21 protein-coding genes and 1 tRNA gene are annotated in these 20,101 nt (G+C 62.3%); 15 read left to right on the forward strand and 7 right to left on the reverse strand.

The features are described from left to right. Nucleotides 1–76: 76 nt before the first annotated feature. From LB556_RS03790 to LB556_RS03800, 3 genes are all read left to right on the forward strand, one after another. A complete protein-coding gene (locus LB556_RS03790) occupies nt 77–1,852 on the forward strand; it encodes a tetratricopeptide repeat protein (protein ID WP_224563972.1) in 1,776 nt (591 codons plus the stop codon). A 206-nt stretch (nt 1,853–2,058) separates the two neighbouring features. Next, on the forward strand, nt 2,059–2,859 hold the full coding sequence (locus LB556_RS03795) for an alpha/beta fold hydrolase (protein ID WP_224563975.1): 801 nt from the start codon (nt 2,059–2,061) through the stop codon (nt 2,857–2,859). A gap of 107 nt (nt 2,860–2,966) precedes the next feature. Beyond that, a complete protein-coding gene (locus tag LB556_RS03800) occupies nt 2,967–3,581 on the forward strand; it encodes a hypothetical protein (RefSeq protein WP_224563978.1) in 615 nt (204 codons plus the stop codon). On the opposite strand, the gene LB556_RS03805 is transcribed toward LB556_RS03800, so the two are convergent. Further along, on the reverse strand, nt 3,565–4,494 hold the full coding sequence (locus LB556_RS03805) for a metallophosphoesterase family protein (protein WP_224563981.1): 930 nt from the start codon (nt 4,492–4,494) through the stop codon (nt 3,565–3,567). The two genes, LB556_RS03800 and LB556_RS03805, sit on opposite strands and share 17 nt — an antisense overlap. 53 nt (nt 4,495–4,547) lie before the next feature. Here LB556_RS03805 and LB556_RS03810 point away from each other — a divergent pair, with 53 nt between their 5' ends. Beyond that, the gene (locus LB556_RS03810) at nt 4,548–5,045 is read left to right on the forward strand and encodes an NUDIX domain-containing protein (RefSeq protein ID WP_224563998.1); all 498 of its coding nucleotides are present in this window, start codon (nt 4,548–4,550) and stop codon (nt 5,043–5,045) included. 1 nt (nt 5,046) lies between these two features. On the opposite strand, the gene LB556_RS03815 is transcribed toward LB556_RS03810, so the two are convergent. Continuing rightward, nucleotides 5,047–6,036, reverse strand: a complete 990-nt coding sequence (locus LB556_RS03815; RefSeq protein ID WP_224564001.1) for a glutathione S-transferase family protein — start codon at nt 6,034–6,036, stop codon at nt 5,047–5,049. Between the two features lie 267 nt (nt 6,037–6,303). Between LB556_RS03815 and LB556_RS03820 the strand changes: the two genes are divergently transcribed. The 5 genes from LB556_RS03820 to LB556_RS03840 all read left to right on the forward strand — a co-directional run bounded on the left by LB556_RS03820 (nt 6,304) and on the right by LB556_RS03840 (nt 10,020). After that, nucleotides 6,304–6,828, forward strand: coding sequence for a GNAT family N-acetyltransferase (locus tag LB556_RS03820; protein WP_224564004.1), 525 nt, complete (start codon nt 6,304–6,306; stop codon nt 6,826–6,828). Between the two features lie 173 nt (nt 6,829–7,001). Then, nucleotides 7,002–7,763: a 3-hydroxyacyl-CoA dehydrogenase gene (locus LB556_RS03825; RefSeq protein ID WP_224564007.1), complete on the forward strand. Its 762-nt coding sequence runs from the start codon at nt 7,002–7,004 to the stop codon at nt 7,761–7,763. A gap of 78 nt (nt 7,764–7,841) precedes the next feature. Continuing rightward, the gene (locus LB556_RS03830) at nt 7,842–8,606 is read left to right on the forward strand and encodes a HugZ family protein (RefSeq protein WP_224564010.1); all 765 of its coding nucleotides are present in this window, start codon (nt 7,842–7,844) and stop codon (nt 8,604–8,606) included. Nucleotides 8,607–8,777: 171 nt separating this feature from the next. After that, a complete protein-coding gene (locus tag LB556_RS03835; RefSeq protein WP_224564027.1) occupies nt 8,778–9,122 on the forward strand; it encodes an ArsR/SmtB family transcription factor in 345 nt (114 codons plus the stop codon). 103 nt (nt 9,123–9,225) lie between these two features. Continuing rightward, nucleotides 9,226–10,020 (forward strand): TrmH family RNA methyltransferase, encoded by a 795-nt coding sequence (locus LB556_RS03840; RefSeq protein WP_224564029.1) that lies wholly within the window; start codon nt 9,226–9,228, stop codon nt 10,018–10,020. A gap of 52 nt (nt 10,021–10,072) precedes the next feature. On the opposite strand, the gene LB556_RS03845 is transcribed toward LB556_RS03840, so the two are convergent. Together LB556_RS03845 and LB556_RS03850 are read right to left on the reverse strand one after the other, a co-directional pair. Further along, nucleotides 10,073–11,209: a hypothetical protein gene (locus LB556_RS03845; protein WP_224564032.1), complete on the reverse strand. Its 1,137-nt coding sequence runs from the start codon at nt 11,207–11,209 to the stop codon at nt 10,073–10,075. A 154-nt stretch (nt 11,210–11,363) separates the two neighbouring features. Beyond that, nucleotides 11,364–11,900, reverse strand: coding sequence for a DUF1134 domain-containing protein (locus LB556_RS03850; RefSeq protein ID WP_224565041.1), 537 nt, complete (start codon nt 11,898–11,900; stop codon nt 11,364–11,366). 386 nt (nt 11,901–12,286) lie between these two features. Between LB556_RS03850 and chpT the strand changes: the two genes are divergently transcribed. Next, a complete protein-coding gene (chpT, locus tag LB556_RS03855; protein WP_224564034.1) occupies nt 12,287–12,916 on the forward strand; it encodes a histidine phosphotransferase ChpT in 630 nt (209 codons plus the stop codon). 241 nt (nt 12,917–13,157) lie between these two features. Next, nucleotides 13,158–13,526, forward strand: a complete 369-nt coding sequence (locus tag LB556_RS03860) for a PleD family two-component system response regulator (protein WP_224564037.1) — start codon at nt 13,158–13,160, stop codon at nt 13,524–13,526. Nucleotides 13,527–13,657: 131 nt separating this feature from the next. On the opposite strand, the gene ctrA is transcribed toward LB556_RS03860, so the two are convergent. Further along, nucleotides 13,658–14,353, reverse strand: a complete 696-nt coding sequence (gene ctrA, locus LB556_RS03865; protein ID WP_006203583.1) for a response regulator transcription factor CtrA — start codon at nt 14,351–14,353, stop codon at nt 13,658–13,660. 451 nt (nt 14,354–14,804) lie between these two features. Here ctrA and LB556_RS03870 point away from each other — a divergent pair, with 451 nt between their 5' ends. Next, nucleotides 14,805–15,182 carry a flagellar export protein FliJ gene (locus LB556_RS03870; RefSeq protein WP_224564040.1) on the forward strand — a complete coding sequence of 126 codons (378 nt, stop codon included), beginning with the start codon at nt 14,805–14,807 and terminating at the stop codon, nt 15,180–15,182. A 391-nt stretch (nt 15,183–15,573) separates the two neighbouring features. Here LB556_RS03870 and LB556_RS03875 read toward each other — a convergent pair whose 3' ends face one another. Further along, the gene (locus tag LB556_RS03875) at nt 15,574–15,849 is read right to left on the reverse strand and encodes a DUF1153 domain-containing protein (protein WP_006203587.1); all 276 of its coding nucleotides are present in this window, start codon (nt 15,847–15,849) and stop codon (nt 15,574–15,576) included. 286 nt (nt 15,850–16,135) lie between these two features. Between LB556_RS03875 and mnmA the strand changes: the two genes are divergently transcribed. Next, the gene (gene mnmA / locus LB556_RS03880) at nt 16,136–17,326 is read left to right on the forward strand and encodes a tRNA 2-thiouridine(34) synthase MnmA (RefSeq protein ID WP_224564044.1); all 1,191 of its coding nucleotides are present in this window, start codon (nt 16,136–16,138) and stop codon (nt 17,324–17,326) included. A 41-nt stretch (nt 17,327–17,367) separates the two neighbouring features. On the opposite strand, the gene LB556_RS03885 is transcribed toward mnmA, so the two are convergent. Beyond that, complete coding sequence (locus LB556_RS03885) at nt 17,368–18,333, reverse strand: Gfo/Idh/MocA family protein (protein ID WP_224564047.1); 966 nt, start codon at nt 18,331–18,333, stop codon at nt 17,368–17,370. Nucleotides 18,334–18,572: 239 nt separating this feature from the next. On the opposite strand from LB556_RS03885, the gene LB556_RS03890 reads away from it, so the two are divergent. Continuing rightward, a tRNA-Met gene (locus LB556_RS03890) sits at nt 18,573–18,649 on the forward strand. A gap of 209 nt (nt 18,650–18,858) precedes the next feature. Then, a complete protein-coding gene (locus tag LB556_RS03895) occupies nt 18,859–20,043 on the forward strand; it encodes a tyrosine-type recombinase/integrase (protein ID WP_224564049.1) in 1,185 nt (394 codons plus the stop codon). Nucleotides 20,044–20,101 lie beyond the last annotated feature (58 nt).

The raw sequence follows: 20,101 nt of genomic DNA on the forward strand, positions 1-20,101 counted from the left end.
GCGTGTATACTTGTGCCGCGGTGCGGGAACTATATGATCGCACCTCAACCTGTGCCGACTTCGAGAGGATCGACACTTGCAGCATGCCACGCCTGCCGCCCCCGCAGTGCGCGAGACACTAGAGCGACTGCTAGCCAGCGAAACGTTCGGTCGATCCGAGCGCGCCCGCAAGCTGCTGCGTTATCTTGTCGAGCGCGAACAGGCAGGCGAAGCCGACAGGCTCAAGGGCTTTTCCATAGCCATGGATGTCTTCGGCAAGGATGGCGATTTCGATCCTTCGACCGACGCGGTGGTGCGGGTTCAGGCTGGCCGGCTGCGCGACTTGCTGCGGCAATATTTCGCCAATGAAGGTATCGCCGAGCCTGTCCGCATCGCCATTCCGCGCGGTGGTTATGTTCCGGCCTATGAGCTCAACGCTATCCGCTTGCCGGAGACGGCCGAACTTGCCATCCAGGCGGAAGCAGCGGCGGCTCCATCCGCGCAACACGGCACCGCCGAGAATGTCATTCCGGCCGCTGCCTTGCCGGCACCGATGGCTGCGCCGGTGCCATCGGTGGCACGTCATCTCAGATTCTTCTGGATGGCGATCGCCGTCGTCATCGCCATGCTCGGCGTTTTGATCCTGCGCCAGGGCAGCGGTGCGCTGCTGGCAGGGGGCGACCTTGCAGCCACCCTCGAGACCGCGGGCCTGACCGGTAGCGTCGCGTCGTCCTCCGACAGCGAGGCTTTGCCGCTCGTCTACATCGCCGTCAAGGCCAGTGGCACGGATGCCAGCCGTGTCGCCTCGTCGCTGCGCGCCGCCCTGAGTGGCTTCGATACAATCGACTTCATCGGTCGCGACGCGGTCGACACGACCGATCCGGCCACCAATGCCACAAGCTTCATCTTCGATATTCTGCCTGGGCCGGACACAGGCGACATCATGATCGAACTGCAGAGCGTGGCGACGGGACGGGTGCTCTTGTCGCGCAACCTGACCGCCGCCGACAGCGCACCGGGCGCCGTCGAGAACAGCATAGCCGGCGTCTTGACGTCCGCCCTCCCCGCTTCCGGCACGATCTACAGCTATCTCGAACAGAGCGGCATTCAGACCGCCCTGACGCAATGCCTGACGCTCAACGACAAATACTATCTCGACCAGAATGCCACGACCCACGAGGCCGCCTATCGCTGCCTCGAGACCCTCGCTGAAAACGATGCCAAGTCGCCGCTGGTCTATTCGGAACTCGCCTCGCTGCATCTGGAGGCCGTGAACGACCACTACGCCTATCCGCCGGATGCCACCATCGAGAAGGCGATGTCATTCGCCCACCGCGCGGTGCAGATGGGACCGACCAGCCCTTATGCGCATCGCTCCTACGGCTACATCAATTCGCGTCTTGGCAATGCCGACGAGGCGCTGCGCTGGATGCGCAAGGCCTATGACCTCAATCCCTACGATCTCGCCATGGCCGCCGCTTACGGCTACGCGCTGATTTTCGCCGGCCGGTATGCCGAGGGGACGCCGATCCTGGCGCAGGCGGTGGATGCCTCCAGCGGCCATCCGACATGGTGGGATTTCGGGCTCTTCGCCGGAGAATTGATGCTTGGCGACACGAACAAGGCCGCAATCGCCAGCTACGCTCTCAGAACGACCACGTCGAAATCGCACTATCTTGCCGCCAGGCTGATCGGCGCCAGGATCACCGGCCAGGACAAGCAGGCGCGCAAATTGCTCGATGAGTTGACCGCCAAATTTCCGAAATTCGCCGCCAACCCACGCGCGACCTTCACCGACCGGAAATATCCGCCCGATCTGACCGAGCGGCTGGTCGGCGCGTTAAGCGCCGCCGGACTCGGCAGTGCTGGCTAACACCAAGCAACGTCGACGGCTTGTCCCGCCGACCATTGTCGATTTCGTACATACCGACCATCGAATGTCGATTAACCGGCGAGTTCTGTCATCAACCGTACAAATCGCGAAAATTTTACTGGCCATCGCGCTGGACGAGGCGCAATCCAGCCACAATTGACCGTGGTCTCGCGTTTTTCATAGCCCTGCAACAAGCCTCCAGCTTCATGATTTCATCGCTTCATGCCGCCGAACGAGGCGCCGGTTCGAAGACCATCGTGCTACTGCATGGTTTCGGCGGCTGCCATGATGTCTGGGGCGAGGTGATTTCCTCGCTCTCGGCTTCCGCTCGCGTGCTGGCCTATGATCTGCCGGGGCACGGGTTGTCACTCGATTTCCCCGGTGCCGGCCTGGCCAAGGTGGCGGCAAGGGCCGTCCTGGCCGATCTCACCGCGCGATCAGTGAAGCGCGTTCATCTGGTCGGCCACTCGATGGGTGGCGCGGTGGCGGCGCTGATGGCGCTGACCGAGCCCGACAAGGTGGCATCGCTGACACTTCTGGCGCCTGGCGGCTTTGGCGCGGAGATCAACGCGCCGCTGTTGCGCCGCTTTGCCGCCGCAAGGGACCCGTCCGACATCCGCGCGTGCCTCGTCGCGATGTCAGGACCACTGACGCGGTCGATGGATCACATCGTGGACTCCCTTGGGGACATGCGCGCGCGACCCGGGCAGGTGGAGAAACTCATCGAGATCGCCGCCGCCATGACGAGCGGCGACCGGCAGGGCGTCATCCCACGCGACCAGTTGGACAGGCTGGCGATGCCGGTTATGGTGGCCTGGGGAAGTGACGACGCCGTGTTGCCCGTCACCCAGGCGGATGACCTTCCCGCGCACTTTCATGTGCATCACGTGCTCGAAGCCGGCCATATGCTGATCGAGGAGGCGCCTGGACTGGTCGCCAAGATCATCCAGCGCAATATGAACCGCCGCGCCAGGCCCCTCCACCCGAGACGCGCCGCGACCGGTTGACCTTTCAGGCACGACGACGCCCTTCGTTCCTCGCCCCATCGCGCCAGTGCATTTTGCCGGCGGCTGTGTTAACAGCCTGTTAACCAAACCCGCGAGGCTAGACGCCGATGAAGGACGCAGGCGAGAAGATCGATCCATCAAGCAAACTGTCCGATGCCATCCGTGACGTGAAGAATGCCTTCGCTGACCGCGACGATGTCGTTGTCGACATGCGCGAGGCGCACCGCATGCGCCTTGACCTCCTGGCCGCGGATCTCGCGCCCGTCTTTGCCGACGTTCCAGCCGACATGGACAATTTCGACTTTGTCGTCTCCTCGGGGCTGCAGCCGCGCCTGTGGATCGACGCCGTCAGCCATGTCGCAATGGGGCGTGACCGCCGCACGTATCGCTTCCTCAAGGACACCCGAATTGGCCGGGTCGTGCTTGCCGAATCGACCGAGATGAAGCCGGTGGCCGATTCCGTGACGCGTTATGTCGCCGAGCGCATCGTCGAGCGCCAGAGGATGATGGAGGGTGGCGTCGAGCCGGCGCTCGCCGGCATGAGACGCGCCGAGGTCGCGGAAGCCGAACCGCCGCTGCGAACATCGACGCACGGCAATGGCTGGTCGGCCTTCCTGTCCGGCCTCGGGCTGATCGTCGCTGGCGCGCTGGTTGGTCTGGCGGTGTCGGCCGCGCTGTTATGGGACCGCCTCGTGGCCGTGGTTCTCAACTGGCGGCCATAGCCTCGCCGACCCCCGTGCCGAGTTCCAGGCTCTGCAGATCGGAAGGCGGTATGGACGGTCCGGTCAGGCCGCGCCGCGTCAGGCGGATGCGCCAGTTTCCCCTTTCGCCGTCAATGTCGAACAGATTGTATTGCGCGGCAGGATGTTTGCCGCCCGGTGCCTGGCCGGCGGCGGCGACGCCGACGACCGGGACCTTTGCACCGCGAACCCCGATCTGGAACAATGACGGCAGATGCGAATGGCCGTGCAGCACAAGCTCCGCGCCATGGCGGCGGATGATCTTGTGGAATCGGGCGATGCCGAACAGCCGCTTGTGCTGGAGCACGGCGCCCCGCACCGGCGGGTGATGGATCATGATCGCGCGGAAAAGCCCTTGCTTCGCCGTGTTATCGAGAATCTTGCCGAGCCGCTCCGCCTGCCCCTCCATGAAGAAACCATTGGCCATGAAGGGCGCCGTGGCGCGCGCCGTCGAGACGCCGATCAGCGCGACATTGCCGCGCACGCGCAGATAGGGGAAGGCATTGCGATCGACCGGCGTGTTGACACCGTCGCCGCTCATCCACGCCGCCCACGACCGGCAGATCCTGTCGAAGGCACCGGGCACATAGGCATCATGGTTTCCAGGTACGACCGAAACGTCATGCGGCGACCCCAGCGTTTCGAGCCAGTGTTTGGCCATCTCGATCTCGCCGTCGAGCGCCAGGTTGACGAGGTCGCCGGTGACGGCGAGATGGTCCGGGTCTTGCGCCTTGATGTCGGCGACGATGGCGTCGATGACGGCATCGTGCATGTGGCGGCGGCGGTTGCGCTGCCAGTTGACGTAGCCGAGCACACGCTTGGACGCGAGATCGCGATAGGATACATCGGGGAGCGGTCCCAGATGGATATCGGAAATATGCGCGAGCCTGAACATGCCTACTTCATAGGCGACCCACGCCCCGCTTTCCACCCACGGTTTCGCTACTGATGGCGACCGATGACGAGGCCGCGTTCCGCCAGGCCGGCTGGCCAGGTTTGAGGGCACGGCTGTTCCACCTCTATTTCTTGCTGCGGCGGCCGATGACGCTCGGCGTGCGCGGGCTGATCCACGATGCCGCCACCAATTCCGTCTTCCTCATCCGCCATACCTATGTGCCGGGCTGGCAGCTTCCCGGCGGCGGCGTCGAGATCGGCGAAACACTGGCCGAGGCGCTGGCCCGCGAACTCGCCGAAGAGGGCAACATCGCGCTGACCGCCACGCCGGCGCTGAAGTCGATGCATTTCAACCGCCGCGCCAGCCGCCGCGATCATGTCGGCTTCTACCTGATCGAGCATTTCAGCCAGACCGCGCCGAAACTGCCCGACCATGAAATCGCCGAGGCCGGCTTTTTCCCGCTCGGTCGCCTGCCGCAAGGCACGACACCGGCAACGCTGCGGCGGATTGCCGAGGTTTTTCAAGGCGAGCCGGCGTCTGCATACTGGTAGGTCACGCCGCCTTCCTGAACCGCCCCCGATCGTGCGGCGCACCATAGTCCACTTCCGGTCCCACCGGCACGATCCGGGTCGGATTGATGGTCTCGTGGCTGCCGTAATAGTGCGCCTTGATGTGGTGCAGGTTCACCGTCTCGGCGACACCAGGCACCTGATAGAGGTCGCGCAGATAGTTCGACAGATTCGGATAGTCGGCGATGCGGCGCAAGTTGCATTTGAAATGGCCGACATAGACCGGGTCGAAGCGCACCAGCGTGGTGAACAGCCGCCAGTCGGCCTCGGTGATGCGGTCAGCCACCAGATAGCGTTGCCCGGAAAGGCGATCCTCCAGCGTATCGAGCGTCGAAAACAGTTCGTCGAACGCCTCCTCATAGGCCGCTTGCGTGGTGGCGAAACCAGCACGATAGACGCCATTATTGACGGCGGGGTAAACCAGCGCGTTGATCGCATCGATCTCCCCGCGCAAGGCTTCCGGGAAGAAGTCGAGCCTGGCGTCACCCCATTCGTCGAAGGCCGAATTGAGCATCCGTATGATCTCGGAGGATTCGTTGGAGACGATAGTCTGTTCCTTTTTGTCCCAGAGCACCGGCACCGTCACCCGGCCCGAATAGCTGGGATCGGCCCTGGTGTAGATCTGATGCAGGAAGTCGAGGCCGTAGAGCGTGTCCCCGGTCGCGCCGTCCTCGGCCAGGAATGTCCAGCCATCGGCGCCCATGAAATGGTGCACCACCGATATCGAGATGATGGCGTCCAGCTTCTTCAGCGCGCGAAAAATCAGCGTCCGGTGTGCCCAGGGACAGGCGAGCGAGACATAGAGGTGATAGCGGCCGGGCTCCGCCTTGAAGCCGCGGCTCCGTTCGTTGGCGGGCTTGCCGTCGCGCGTGATCCAGTCGCGCCACTGCGACTGCGCACGCATGAACCTGCCGCCGCTGTTCTTTGTGTCGTACCAGCGGTCCTGCCATTTGCCGTCGACGAGCAATCCCATGAATTGTCCTTTCGCGTTTCTCCTCCATGTAGAGCGCGACGCGGCGAGGCGGAAATCATCCAGACTGAACAGACCGTCAATCGGTAGGGCCAGCGAAGGCGTCGATTGCGGCGAGCGAAAATTGATGCTAGCGGACACTCCGCATGTTGGACTTTGCTTTGATCCGGTTTGACCGACGACGAAAGGGCGCCCGCGCTTGATGAAGCGCTGACTGGCGAATGCTGCCGTTTGCAGCAACCTTTTCTCCTCTACCGGAACGCAAAGACCATGAGCCTTGCCGACGTGAAATACCTGCCGGAAACTCCGGCGCACGACCCTCAAATCGAAGCCATCAACGACGAGGCCTTTGGCCCCGGCCGCTTCGTGCTTGCCGCGTACAAGATCCGCGAGGCGGGCGGCCACGAGCGCGCCCTGTCCTTTGTCGCGGTCGACGGCGACCTCGTCGTCGCCTCGGTGCGCATGACACGGATAGCGGCCGGTGCCGGCCGGGCGCTGATGCTTGGGCCGCTCGCGGTACGGCCAGCCTTCAAGAATCTCGGCATTGGCCGCCGGCTGGTGGCAATCGCGCTGGAGGCGGCCGCCAAGGCCGGTGCACCCGCCGTGATGCTGGTAGGCGACGAGCCTTATTACGGACCGCTCGGCTTCAAGCGCATTCCGCGCGGCCAGATTTCGATGCCGCGGCCTGTCGACATCGATCGACTTTTGGCGCACGAGATCAAGCCGGGCGCGGTTGCCAGGCTGACGGGCGAGGTCGGTCACGCCAACAAGGCCAGGGTCGCCGAGCACGTCTAAGCGTCGCGCGAAAGTGACCTCGGTTTTGCGACAGTTCCGCGGTTCGCCGTTTCCGCAAGACGACGAACTGCTCCATCTTGACCTTGTCGCTCGATCCGGGCCTGATCCGTCCCTGGTTTCATGAGAAAGCCGACTCTCACAGCAAGCCGGTTTCGTACAGGAAGGATGACGCCATGGTTCCCAACGGCCAGATCGCGATAGTGACCGGCGGCGGCTCCGGCCTTGGCGAGGCAACCGCTCGCGCGCTTGCCGCCAAGGGTGCGCGCGTCGCCATCTTCGATGTCGGCATCGAACGCGCGGCCAAGGTGGCGGCCGAGATCGGCGGCATCGCCGTCCAGTGCGACGTCGCGAGCGCCGACAGTGGCGCCGCCGCCCTCTCCGAGGTCGTCGCCAAGCTGGGTGAGCCGCGCATCCTGGTCAATTGCGCCGGCATCGCTATTGGCGTGAAGACGATCGGCAGGGATGGACCCCATCCGCTCGACCAGTACCGCAAGGTGATCGAGGTCAATCTGATCGGCACCTTCAACATGATCCGCCTGGTTGCCGACCGCGCCGCGAAACTCGAGCCGCTGCAGGGCGGCGAGCGCGGCGTCATCGTCAACACAGCTTCGGTCGCCGCCTATGACGGCCAGATCGGCCAGGCGGCCTATTCCGCTTCCAAGGGCGGCGTGGTCGGCATGACGCTGCCGGTGGCGCGCGATCTCGCCCGTTCCGGCATCCGCGTCTGCACCATCGCGCCCGGCATCTTCAAGACGCCGATGATGGCAGGCATGCCGCAGGAAGTGCAGGATTCGCTGGGCGCTGCCGTGCCCTTCCCGTCTCGCCTCGGCGAACCATCCGAATATGCCGCTCTTGTCTTGCACATCGTCGAAAACCAGATGCTTAACGGCGAGACCATCCGCCTGGACGGCGCCATCCGCATGGCGCCGAAATAGCGCCAGCCGAACTGTTGTCGGAGGACCGAAGCCGGCCCGCGACATCGACAAGCGAGACAAATTGTGGCGAGCGTTTCGATGCGGCAAAATCAAAATAACGATGTCATCCGCGAGACCGATACCGAGGCGATCCGGCTGGCGAAAACGCTTTTGCGCAGCGCACGTTTCGGTGCCTTGGCGGTACTGGAACCGCACACCGGAGCACCGCTGGCGAGCCGGGTCGGCGTCGCCACCGACATCGACGGCGCGCCGCTTATCCTGGTGTCGATGCTCGCGGCGCACACGCCTGCCCTGCTTGCCGATCCGCGCTGTTCCCTGCTGCTCGGCGAGCCCGGCAAAGGCGATCCGCTGGCGCATCCGCGGCTGGCGTTGATCTGCCAGGCGTCGCGGCTGGAGCCCGGCTCGCAGGCGCATGCGCGTGCCGAGCGCCGCTATCTCAACCGCAATCCCAAGGCCCGCCTCTATGCGGGGCTTGGCGACTTTTCGATCTTCCGCCTCGAGCCGCAACGCGCCAGCCTCAACGGCGGCTTCGGCAAAGCCTATCTGCTCGAACGGCCGGACCTCCTCACCGATGGACCCATCATCGAGGAACTCGCCGGAAGCGAACAATCGGCCGTCGAGCACATGAATGCGGATCATCTCGACGCGATCGCCGTCTATGCCCGTCATTTTGCCAAGGCACCAGGCGATGGCTGGACCATTGCCGGTTTGGACGCCGATGGCATGGATCTGGTGTCTGGGGACAATGTTTGCCGGGTATTCTTCCCGCAACCTCTGGAAAATGCACGGGAATTGCGTTCTGTTCTGGTTGAGATGGCCAAGGCCGGAAGGGTCGCGTCGTAGCCACAAGACGAGACTAAATTGCATTTGATCGAAAGCGACACTTGAGATTTGAAAGAAATGTTCTACGTTTTGACATGGCGCTGACTCGTCGGCGCCCTTCGTAGGTGAATTTATGGATTCAGGCCCCATTGCCCCCATGGCGCCTCGATGAGCAAAGAGCATGGGGCATCAATGGTCTCGACAAAGCTAATAGCCAACGCCGAATCGGCCGCCGAATTTCTGATGCTGATGGGCAACGAAAAACGGCTGTTGATCATGAGCTATCTGATCGACGGTGAAATGTCGGTTGGCGCCATCGCCGAAAAGGTGATGCTCAGCCAATCCGCCCTCTCGCAGCACCTGGCCAAGTTGCGGGCGCTCGATCTCGTGGAAACCCGCCGCGATCGCCAGATGATCTACTATTCCTGCAAATCCGATGCGGTGCGCGAACTGCTCGCGATGCTGGACGGCATTTTCGGCAGCGGCAAGGAGGATCTGTCCCAGATGGCGCAGAGGTTGCGCCGCGCCGGGACTTGACCGGACGCTGCCGCGGCCTTTTCTCTCGCTGACGATTTCCGGAGCGTGGTTCGTGTGTCTTTCCCGACGCGCGAACCACGCTCTTTATTGTTGAGCGGCGGACATGGCCCCAATTCGCATCGACGATCCAGGCGACCCGCGTGTCGCTGCCTATCTCGATATCCGCGAACGCGATCTGGCGGGCCGGCAAGGCCGCTTCGTCGCCGAAGGCAAGGTGGTGCTCGACCTGCTTTTGTCGTCGCGCCGCTTCAGCGCCGAATCGGTCCTGATCCTGGAAAACCGGCTTGGCGGCCTGGAGGACATTCTGCGCAAGGCACGAGCGGACCTGCCGGTCTACGTCGTCGCCGGTGCGGTAATGGACGCCATTGCCGGATTCCACATGCATCGCGGCATCCTGGCCATCGGTCGCAAGGGGACCCCGCACCCGGCCGCTTCATTGCTGGATGCCTTGCCCGCGCACGCCCTGGTCGTCGTGCTTGTCGGCATCGCCAACCATGACAATATGGGTTCGATCTTCCGCAACGCTGCCGCTTTCGGCGCCGATGCGGTGCTGATGGACGCGACATGCTGCGATCCGCTGTACCGCAAGGCGATCCGGGTTTCGGTCGGCGCCGCGCTCAAGGTCCCTTTCGCGACCTTCACCGACACGGCGGAGTTCACGGCGGACCTCGATCGGCGGGGCTATGACCAGTTCGCACTGTCACCACGCGGCCGGATCGACATACGCGATGCGCGGCGCGGCGAGCGCCTGGCGCTCTATCTCGGCACCGAGGGCGAGGGCCTGCCCGAAAGCCTGCTTGCCCGCCTGCAAACCGTGCGGATCACCATGTCGAAAGACTTCGACAGCTTGAACGTCGCCGCCGCCTCAGCCGTTGCCCTGCATCATTTCTCACGTTGATGCGGGTCGCGTGATGCCAAGGCGACCGTACAGGCGGCCAGCCCGCGCCCCGTCAGCTGGCTTCTGCCTTCTGCAAGGCGCGCACGCGGTCGGCGAGGCTGCGGTCGTGGCCGGCGGAGCGGTTGTCCTGCGGTGCGGCCAGTGCCTTGGCGATTGGTGAATCGGGGCCTTCGAGCTTGGCTGTCAGATGAACGACCTCCGCCGCCAGTTCGTTCATCTGCTCACGCAGCGCGGCCCCACTGCCATTCGTCAAACCGGACGATGCCGCGGCGCCAAGATCCGCCTTGAGCCGCTTGTTCTCACGCGCCAGCGCCGTCAGCCTTGCCTCCAGCCGTTCGCGGTCGCCGTCGAGCTTGGCTATCGCCTGGTCCAGGTCGTCGCGTCGGCCCGCCTCATCGGGTTTGCCGACCAGCCGCAAGGCCGGTGCGCCGTCCTCGGTTTTCATTTTTTCCCGCAACCGCGCCAATTCCTTTTCGCGTCGATCAAGCTTGTCCTCACGGTCGGCGAGCGTTGCGAGCAGCCGCTCGACCTTCTTGTCGAGTTCGGCGGCCCTTTTCTTCTCGGCTTTCAGGGCCTCGCGCGCGGCCTTGCTCTCGGCAGCGATCTCCTGGCCGCGCCGATCCGCTTCCTTGCGCTGGCCGCGCAGCAGCGAGATGTCGCTGGCGAGCTTCTGCAATTCGGATTCGCGGGCCACGAGTTCGATCTGGCGGCTGCTGGAGGCAAAACTGGCGTCGTCATACATGTGCTCCAGCTTCTCGAGCTCGAGCGCCCGTCTTTCCAGTTTTCGCTCGGTTTCCTTGAGCCGCTCCGAAAGCTGATGCAGTTCCTCTTCGCGCTGCCGCAGCGCTTCGCTCTTGGCGCCGAGTTCGGCGAGCGCACGGTCTTTATCCGAGCGCTCGACCGCCAGCCCCTTCAGCGCCTCGCGGCCGCGATTGATCTCGACGAGCTGTTCGGCCACCTTCTCGCGCAACATCTTGACGTTGACTTCAAGGCGACGCGTCGACATCGCGTACTCGGCCCGGATCCGGTCCTTGTCGGCCTGGATTTCAGCTTGCGTCAGCGGGATGGAGGCTTCGATGCGCCTGCGGGTCAGGGCGACCGCACGCCGCCAGATGGCCGGAGTCACCATCAGCGCCAGAAAGCCGGCACAGAGAAAGCCGAGGGCAAAGAACAGGACCGACTGAACCAAAGGACTACCCGTTATCGACGACAACTTGGAAGGCTGGACCGTGCCATGTTGGCATGGCCGAAATCCGGCACCGCGGCAAGGGCTTGCCGCGGCTCATTCGGGCCGTGAGTTCAGGAATCCTGTCAACCGCTCCGCGATTCGCGCAATCGACGGATCAGAACGGGTTCCAGGTCGCCCGCTCGGTCAGCTTCAGGTAGCCGAGATTGACGCCGAGCCGGGCGCCGACGCCGGTACGGATCGGCACCAGCAGCACGTTGTTGTTCTTCAGCACGTTGAAGCCGAGGCCCGCCACGACATAGGCCGAACCGGCGACGCCGCCATAGCGATTATAGAGGTTGCCGACATCGTCGAGATTGTAGACCAGCATCATCACGCGTGACCCCTCGCCGCCGAAATCCCAGCCCAGCGACGGGCCTTGCCAGAACACTTTGTGATCGCCGGCATTCTTGGTGTAGAGCGTGCCTTCGCCATAGGTCAGGCCGCCGATCAGCGCACCGGACCCCTCCTCACCGAGGAGATAGCCGTTGGGCAGGCCGTAAGAGGCGAAGATCTTCTCCACGACGGTGGCCAACCCGCCAGACGTCGCGCCGAAGAACTTGTGGCCGGAATCGACAATCTCCTGGGCGGTGTACTCCTGGGCCCGCAAGGGCGATGTCGAGAAGACGAGAACGCCCATGAGCGCGATCGCCATTGAGAGGACACGGAGAAAACTCCGGTCATAGAATCGGGAAACCATGCTTCCAATCTCCGTCATGAAGCACTTTCGCCGACGCCTCGCATCCGTACGGCTCTTTAGGCGGCCGTTAAGGATGACTGTTAGGGGCAAACTATGCCGTAATCCTTTTTCAACCATTAAACTCCCACATGAAGATGGCGGTTCGAAGGCTGTTTGGGATCGTGTGGGGCCGGCAGCCTGCGCAAACACGCCATTTGCCCCGACGACGATTTTGGATTTGTTGCTGTACCTACGAGTGCTGTGTATTCAGAAGGCCTCGGGTTTGGAACGTGATTCGTGTGAGCAGGCGCGACGACAGGTCGCCCTGTCACGACTAGTGGAATTTGCAGGGATTTTCACCGATGGCCGATCTGTTCATCCTCTCCGCCCCCGACCTGGCGGCGCTTTTGTGCAGCCGCGTCTGCCACGACATCATCTCGCCGGTTGGCGCGATCAACAACGGGCTTGAACTGCTCGACGAGGGTGGTGCCGACGAAGACGCCATGCGGCTTATCCGCCAGAGTGCGAAGAACGCCTCCGCCAGGTTGCAATTCGCCCGGATCGCCTTCGGCGCCGCCGGCTCGGCGGGCATGATGATCGATACCGGAGATGCCGAGGCCGTCGCCATCGCCTTCCTCAAGAATGAAAAGCCGGAATTGGTCTGGAACGGAATCCGCGCGTTGCTGCCCAAGAACAAGGTCAAGCTGCTGCTGAACCTGCTTCTGGTCGCCAATGCCGCCATTCCGCGCGGCGGCAGGCTGGTCGTCACGCTCGAGAATCTCGAGACCGAGCCGCGCTTTTCGCTTTCGGCAAGCGGGCCGATGTTGCGCGTGCCGCCGAAGTTTCTCGAACTGCATTCCGGACACAAGCCGGAGGAGCCGATCGATGCACATTCGGTGCAGCCCTATTACACGTTGCTGCTGGCCCGCGAGGCCAATATGACGATCTCGATCCATGCGACGGCTGAGGAAATCGTCCTTTCGGCGGCCTGAAAGGCCTCGGCGCGGCCAAACAAAGTATTTCAGTCCCGAATATTTGATTGAGGCCTCAATCGGCGTACGATGAACTTCGTCCGCCCGGCACCACCGAAGCATCCGCAAGGAAAGGCTGGTCGAACGGCATCTTTGCAAAAATTTTACCTAACGGCTTTTCGACTTCTTTACTAGATCGGCCTAGGCTGTGCCGCAGATGCCCGCACGACCGGATTGCCCAAGGGCAAAGAGGATCCCGGAAATGAAACGCTGCATGTTCGTCGACGATTCAAGCGTCATCAGGAAGGTTGCAAAACGCATCCTGGGCGGTTCCGATATGATGGTCATCGAGGCAGCCAGCGGGCTTGACGCACTGGAGATGTGCGCCGCCGACATGCCCGACATCATCGTCGTCGACGGCGCCCTGCCGGACGTGCAGGCGGTCGACCTCATCCGGCGCCTGCGCGCCATGGAAAGCCCGATCAGGCCGCAGATCCTGATCTCGCTGGTCGAGCTCGATGTTGGGTCGATCATGCGGGCCAAGCGCGCCGGCGCCCAGGGTTATCTGTTGAAGCCCTTCAATCGCCCGCAATTGCTCGAACGTTTTCGCGCCTTGAAGATCGCTGCCTGAACGGAAGCCGCTCCAGGAGAACCGCGCCGCGGTCCGGCATCTGGCAATGCGCAAAACCAAAATAATTACCGGTCCACAATGCAAAAAACCCGGCGATGGCCGGGTTTCTCAGAAAAATTTGCCGACTGCGCTCAGGCGCTGACGCGGATGTCTTCGGGTTCGCGCAGCACATAGCCGCGGCCCCAGACGGTCTCGATATAGTTCTGGCCACCGGACGCTGCATCGAGCTTCTTGCGCAGCTTGCAGATGAAGACGTCGATGATCTTCAGTTCCGGCTCGTCCATGCCGCCATAGAGGTGGTTGAGGAACATTTCCTTGGTCAGCGTGGTGCCCTTGCGCAGCGAGAGCAGCTCCAGCATCTGGTATTCCTTGCCGGTGAGGTGCACGCGCTGGCCACCCACCTCGACGGTCTTGGCGTCGAGATTGACCACCAGGTCGCCTGTGGTGATGACCGACTGGGCGTGGCCCTTCGAGCGGCGCACGATGGCATGAATGCGCGCCACCAGCTCGTCCTTGTGGAACGGCTTGGTCATGTAGTCGTCAGCGCCGAAGCCGAGGCCGCGTACCTTGTCCTCGATGCCGGCCATGCCGGAGAGGATGAGGATGGGCGTCTTTACCTTCGAGAGGCGAAGCGTTCTCAAGACCTCGTAGCCGGACATGTCGGGCAGGTTGAGGTCGAGAAGGATGATGTCGTAGTCGTAGAGCTTGCCCAGATCGACACCCTCTTCGCCGAGGTCTGTCGTATAGACGTTGAAACTTTCCGATTTCAGCATCAACTCGATGCTTTGTGCGGTTGCACTGTCATCTTCTATCAGCAGAACACGCATTTCATTCCCCTTTTCTGCTGCCGGGCCATTTCACGACCCGTCCTGCCCCGGAGCAGTGGTTGCCTTGTAGAGAGGCTGCCATCGAATGGTTAACAAAACCTAATTTCCCGTCCAATACGGTATCAGATTTTTTAACCCCTTTCTACACCCTCTTGAATCTAATGACGAATCACAGACCAAAATCCTAACGCGACACATTAATAATCTGGACTAAGTGACTCCAGGGACTCATCGACGCCGCTTCGCTTCGGCGGCCGGAATTTTTACCCGGCCTTAAGCCCTGACCCGTATGATTAACAATGCGCGTAAACGAATGGTTACCGTCGGCAAAAAACTTTAGGGTTTTGTTTCCTATAGTGCGGGGAATGCCGGTGGATACGAGCAGCGCTTGGGGCCTTTCCAAGTGGTTTGGACGATATGTGCGGGTGTGCGTTTCCGGGAGTACCGAATCATGAAGTCACGTGAAAACCTCGTTCGGCTGAAACAATTTCAGGTGAATGAGAAGCGGCGTCAGCTGCTGCAGCTCGACATGATGATCGCCGAGTTCGAACGCATGGCCGTCGAACTGGAGCTTCAGATCACCGCCGAGGAAAAGAAAGCCGGCATCACCGATATCAACCATTTCGCCTATCCGACCTTCGCCAAGGCGGCGCGCCTGCGCCGCGACAATCTCAGGAACTCGCAAGGCGACCTCGCCCAGCAGCGAAGCGCCGCCGAATCATTACTCGGCGAAGCTGAAGCGGAGCTGTCCAAGGCTGAGATGCTGGAATCGCGCGATACCAAGATTCGCGAGACCGACCCCGGTGGGCGCAGCGCCATGATCGGCTGAACGGGCCGATATCGGCCCTGTTCCATGCCACACAAGCGCGCAGTTGTCCGGCGACAGCCTAAACCCGGCGGCGAAGGCGCTGGTGACACGCAAGACGCAGCCCGCCCAGTTCCCGTCATTTCCCGGCGATCGCCCTTGCCCGGGCATCCCTAGAGATATCAGGCGCATGCTGTTGCGCCCATGATCTGATCTGGGTAGGCACGCCCGCGAGCTTCTGGCCGAACTCGGTCAGTTAACCTTCGACGCGTGACGGAATGACCGCTCAGCCCTCGCGACGCACCAGCCCGGTCGGCAAGGTGCGCTGACGGTCTGAGCGATGATACCGAAAGCAGATGATGCCGAAGCAAAAGGGGCGCGGCGAGCCGCGCCCTCAGATCGTGGTGAGATCGGCCTAGTGCCGATATTGCTGGATACGCGTGGTACGCAGCCCGGCGAGGCCGTATTCGTCGATCGACGCTTGCCACGACAGGAATTCCTCCGTGGTCAGCTTGTAGCGCTGGCATGCCTCTTCGAGGCTCAAAAGTCCGCCGCGCACCGCCGCAACCACTTCCGCCTTGCGCCGGATAACCCAGCGACGCGTGTTCGTCGGCGGCAGATCGGCAATCGTAAGAGGGCTGCCGTCAGGCCCGATAACATATTTAACTCTAGGTCTAACCAGATCGGTCATCGTACTCTCTACAAAAAACTCAAAGACCCAATCCTCGCCACGTTACCGCCACAGCTTTAAAAATTGCCTAAGCAGACCCTAATGACTAGGTAAGGATCGTGAACGCCGCGTTAGTGTTTTCGCGGGCATTTGAAATATCCCGCTGGAAGCCCTGTTTCAGCCGCGGGAAACGTGTCTGTTCACAACGCCGCCACGCGCCGCGGGTCTCCCCGCAAGCTGGCGCCGCTTGCAAGCTTGACCTATATTCTCGGCATTGGCATTTGAGCTGCCACGGAATGAAAGCACCATGAACAGTCTCGATCTTCCTGGACGTCCCGAAGAAACCCGCATCGTCGTCGCCATGTCGGGCGGCGTCGATTCGTCCGTGGTCGCCGGCCTGCTGAAGCGCGAGGGATACGACGTCGTCGGCGTCACCTTGCAGCTCTACGATCATGGTGCGGCAACGCATCGGGCCGGATCGTGCTGCGCCGGCCAGGACATCGACGATGCCCGCCGCGTCTCCGAGACGCTGGGCATTCCCCACTATGTGCTCGACTATGAGGAGCGCTTCCGCAAGGCGGTCATCGACCCCTTCGCCGACAGCTATGTCGCCGGCGAGACGCCCATTCCCTGCGTTTCCTGCAACCAGACGGTCAAGTTCGCCGATCTCCTGGCCACGGCCAAGGATCTCGGCGCCGACGCGCTGGCCACCGGTCACTACATCCGCTCAGGCGCCAATGGCGCCCACCGCGCCCTCTACCGGCCGGTCGACGCCGACCGCGACCAGAGCTATTTCCTGTTCGCCACCACGCAGGCGCAGATCGACTATCTGCGCTTTCCGCTCGGCGGCCTGTCGAAGCCGCAGGTTCGCGCCATTGCCGAGGAGATGGGACTGACGGTGGCCGCCAAGCAGGACAGCCAGGACATCTGCTTCGTGCCTGAAGGCAAATATTCCGACATCATCGCCAAGCTGAAGCCGGCTGCCGCCAACCCGGGCGACATCGTCCATATTGATGGCCGCGTGCTCGGCCGCCACGAGGGCATCCTGCGCTACACGATCGGCCAGCGCCGTGGCATCGGCGTAGCGTCGGGCGAGCCGCTCTACGTCGTCCATCTCGACGCCGAGCGCGCCCGTGTCGTGGTCGGCCCGCGCGAGGCGTTGGAGACACACAAGATTTATCTGCGCGACATGAACTGGCTGGGAGACGGCGCACTTACCGATGTGCCCGCAGGCGGAATCGAGCTGTTCGCCAAGGTCCGCTCGACAAGGCCGCCACGGCCTGCGGTGCTGCGCCACGAAGCAGGCGTGACCTCGGTCGAACTGGCCGATGGCGAATCGGGCATCGCGCCCGGACAGGCCTGCGTGCTCTATTCCGATGACGGCAACGAGGCCCGGGTCTTCGGCGGCGGCTTCATCGGGCGCTCCGAGCGTGGTGCCGAGGCTGAGGCGATGCTGAGCCGGCTGGCCGCGAAGCCGGCGCGGGTTCCCGCCGAGTAGCTTTCGCTACCCATCGCATCAGGACCGCAACGCGCCTTCCCTCAGGACGTGGATTTGGTGTGGGTGACCGTGCCCGCCGTCAGGATGCGCAGCACCCTGATCGCTTCCTCGCCGCTGGTACGCGGTTCGGCGCGCGTCTCGATGCACTGGATGAAATGCTCCAGCTCGCGCGTCAGCGGCATGCCCTGGGCAACCGCGACATAGGACGGCTCATTGGTGGTGAACGCCCACTGGCCGCTGTCCTGCCACACCGCGTGGCGGTAGACGGCAAGCTTGCGCTCCCATGGCTCGACATCGTCGAACACCGCCATCGCCTTGGTGCCGACCACGGTCAGCCGCCGCTCGCGATAGGGGTTGAGCCGCGACGTGAAGAGATGGCTGCGCAGCCCGTTGGGAAAGCGCATGTGCAGATGCGCGAAATCGCTGAGATTGTCGAGGAGTGCCGCCCCCTCGCCGCGCACCTCGATCGGCTCGGTACCGGTGATGGCCAGGATCATCGACAGATCGTGCGGTGCCAGGTCCCATAGCGCATCGTTCTCGGTGTGGAACTTGCCCAGCCCCAGCCGGTGCGAATGGATGTAGCGGACCTCGCCGAGCTCGCCCTTGTCGATCAGCCCCTTGAGCGTCTCGAAAGCGGGATGGAAGCGCAGGACATGGCCGACCATGAACACGCGGCCATTGTCCCTGGCTGCCTGCACCGAGCGCTCGGCGTCCGGCACCGTCAGCGCGATCGGCTTTTCCACCAGCACGTCCTTGCCGTTCTGGACGGCGCGCACGGCAAGATCGGCATGGAACTGCGGCGGCAAGGCCATGATGATGGCGTCGATGTCATCGCGCACGAACAGTTGGTCCGGCTCGATCGCCAGGCAGTCCTGTTCGCTGGCAAAACCTTCGGCGCGGGCACGGTTGGTGTCGGAAACCGCGTGCAATGCGCCGAGCGCCTTGAGGGTGCGGATGTGGTTGGAGCCCCAGTATCCGCAACCGAGGACTGCAATGCGCGGCTTCATCTGTTTCAAACTCTAAAAACTCGTGGCCGAGACATAGCGACGTGCCCGGTCGAACTCAACCCCGGCGGCAGCAACCAGGGCCTCGCGCGGCAAAGCTTTTCTCCATTGAGAATATGAGCCGATATCGAATGCATCGTAGCTTGACAGGCTCGCCCTCCCAACCTTATATCCGCGCGACCTTGGCGAACGCCTCGAAATGCCTTCCGATTCAAGGCGGATTTCGGGCCTGTCGCCGCCTTGGCGGGGTAGCTCAGTTGGTTAGAGCACGGGAATCATAATCCTGGGGTCGGGGGTTCAAGTCCCTCTCCCGCTACCAGTCCCATCACGAACACGAATTAAGCCCATCTCGGGGCGCTTCCGCCTGTCGAAAAATGCTAGCAATTTCACATATTTAGTGAATATAGGCCATTTTTGCCCCGTTTTGACGGGCAAGTGGAACGAGGGTCATTTGCTTGCTGTTGGTATGGATTGTTGGTATCGCCGAAAAACCCGATACCAACAACTAACGAATGTGAGTCCCTCGCCATGCCGCTCACTGACTCAGCCTGCCGTGCCGCGAAGCCGGAAGCCGCTATCAAGAAACTGTCGGATGCTGGCGGGCTTCACTTGGCTGTCAACCCGAACGGCTCAAAGCTCTGGCGGATGAACTACCGCTTCGACGGCAAACAGAAGACGTTGAGCTTTGGGCCATATCCACGCGTGACGTTGGCTGATGCTCGGGCTTTGCGGGAGAATGCAAAGCGCGCGCTAGTGGATGGCATAGACCCGGCAGCGATCAAAGGCAAAAGTGCGACCGGTGCACATGACAGCTTTGAAGCCATCGCCCGTGAGTGGCACAAGGGGCAGGAGTCATCGTGGGTGCCTGCACATGCCGAGCGCGTGCTGAGCCGCTTCGATCGCGATGTTTTTCCGACGCTGGGCGACCGGCGAATTGAAAGCATCACGGCGCCTGAAATCCTAGAAGTGCTGCGCGCCGTTGAAGCCCGTGGCGCGCTGGACGTGACCAAGCGGTTGCGCCAGTCAATGGGCGCCGTGTTCCGATACGCTATCGCCACCAGCCGCGCCGCCCGCGATCCCGTCGCCGATCTTCGCGGCGCACTGAAGCCGAACCCCAAGCCCGTACACATGGCATCCCTGAAGGCAAATGAGATCGCCAACTTTATCGGCAAGTTGCGGGCGTATGACGGCGAAAGGCAGACCGCCCTTGCAGTCGAATTCATCCTGCATACTGCCCTTCGAACCAATGAATTGCGGTTCGGCCGCTGGACAGAAATGGACGGCGACTTGTGGCGCATCCCTGCCGAGCGCATGAAGGCAGGCAGAGATCACATCGTTCCACTGACTAAGCAAACCAAGCGGTTACTTGGCCAGTTGAAGACGATTGCGGGCGACTCGGAATGGATTGTGCCCGGTGGCCGCACGGGCAAGCCGATCAGCCAGAACACCATGATTTTTGCGCTCTACAGATTAGGTTTTCACAGCAAGCTTACGATTCACGGGTTGCGGGGAACCTTCAGCACGATAGCCAACGAGTCGGGTTTGTGGACTCCCGACTCCATCGAACGGGCGCTCGCTCACGTTCCGGGCAATAAAGTCAGAAGCTCTTACAATCACGCGACGTACTTGGACGAGAGGCGACGCCTTATGACGTGGTGGTCTGATTACCTGACCGCCAAAGACCCGAACGACCTTTCGGCTTTGCTGGCCTAATTGCATCGCCAACAATTTCACGAAAAACGTGAAACTCTAACGTTTTCAACGGCTTATG

This window comes from Mesorhizobium sp. ES1-4, assembly GCF_020164745.1.
GTDB lineage: Bacteria > Pseudomonadota > Alphaproteobacteria > Rhizobiales > Rhizobiaceae > Mesorhizobium.

What these genes read in the sequence shown, in the direction of transcription:
- LB556_RS03795 (WP_224563975.1), top strand. Translation starts at nt 2,059, where the DNA reads ATGATTTCATCGCTTCATGCCGCCGAACGAGGCGCCGGTTCGAAGACC.
- LB556_RS03800 (WP_224563978.1), top strand. Translation starts at nt 2,967, where the DNA reads ATGAAGGACGCAGGCGAGAAGATCGATCCATCAAGCAAACTGTCCGAT.
- LB556_RS03805 (WP_224563981.1), bottom strand. Translation starts at nt 4,494, where the DNA reads ATGTTCAGGCTCGCGCATATTTCCGATATCCATCTGGGACCGCTCCCC.
- LB556_RS03810 (WP_224563998.1), top strand. Translation starts at nt 4,548, where the DNA reads ATGGCGACCGATGACGAGGCCGCGTTCCGCCAGGCCGGCTGGCCAGGT.
- LB556_RS03815 (WP_224564001.1), bottom strand. Translation starts at nt 6,036, where the DNA reads ATGGGATTGCTCGTCGACGGCAAATGGCAGGACCGCTGGTACGACACA.
- LB556_RS03820 (WP_224564004.1), top strand. Translation starts at nt 6,304, where the DNA reads ATGAGCCTTGCCGACGTGAAATACCTGCCGGAAACTCCGGCGCACGAC.
- LB556_RS03825 (WP_224564007.1), top strand. Translation starts at nt 7,002, where the DNA reads ATGGTTCCCAACGGCCAGATCGCGATAGTGACCGGCGGCGGCTCCGGC.
- LB556_RS03830 (WP_224564010.1), top strand. Translation starts at nt 7,842, where the DNA reads ATGCGGCAAAATCAAAATAACGATGTCATCCGCGAGACCGATACCGAG.
- LB556_RS03835 (WP_224564027.1), top strand. Translation starts at nt 8,778, where the DNA reads ATGGTCTCGACAAAGCTAATAGCCAACGCCGAATCGGCCGCCGAATTT.
- LB556_RS03840 (WP_224564029.1), top strand. Translation starts at nt 9,226, where the DNA reads ATGGCCCCAATTCGCATCGACGATCCAGGCGACCCGCGTGTCGCTGCC.
- LB556_RS03850 (WP_224565041.1), bottom strand. Translation starts at nt 11,900, where the DNA reads ATGGCGATCGCGCTCATGGGCGTTCTCGTCTTCTCGACATCGCCCTTG.
- chpT (WP_224564034.1), top strand. Translation starts at nt 12,287, where the DNA reads ATGGCCGATCTGTTCATCCTCTCCGCCCCCGACCTGGCGGCGCTTTTG.
- LB556_RS03860 (WP_224564037.1), top strand. Translation starts at nt 13,158, where the DNA reads ATGAAACGCTGCATGTTCGTCGACGATTCAAGCGTCATCAGGAAGGTT.
- ctrA (WP_006203583.1), bottom strand. Translation starts at nt 14,353, where the DNA reads ATGCGTGTTCTGCTGATAGAAGATGACAGTGCAACCGCACAAAGCATC.
- LB556_RS03870 (WP_224564040.1), top strand. Translation starts at nt 14,805, where the DNA reads ATGAAGTCACGTGAAAACCTCGTTCGGCTGAAACAATTTCAGGTGAAT.
- LB556_RS03875 (WP_006203587.1), bottom strand. Translation starts at nt 15,849, where the DNA reads ATGACCGATCTGGTTAGACCTAGAGTTAAATATGTTATCGGGCCTGAC.
- mnmA (WP_224564044.1), top strand. Translation starts at nt 16,136, where the DNA reads ATGAACAGTCTCGATCTTCCTGGACGTCCCGAAGAAACCCGCATCGTC.
- LB556_RS03885 (WP_224564047.1), bottom strand. Translation starts at nt 18,333, where the DNA reads ATGAAGCCGCGCATTGCAGTCCTCGGTTGCGGATACTGGGGCTCCAAC.
- LB556_RS03895 (WP_224564049.1), top strand. Translation starts at nt 18,859, where the DNA reads ATGCCGCTCACTGACTCAGCCTGCCGTGCCGCGAAGCCGGAAGCCGCT.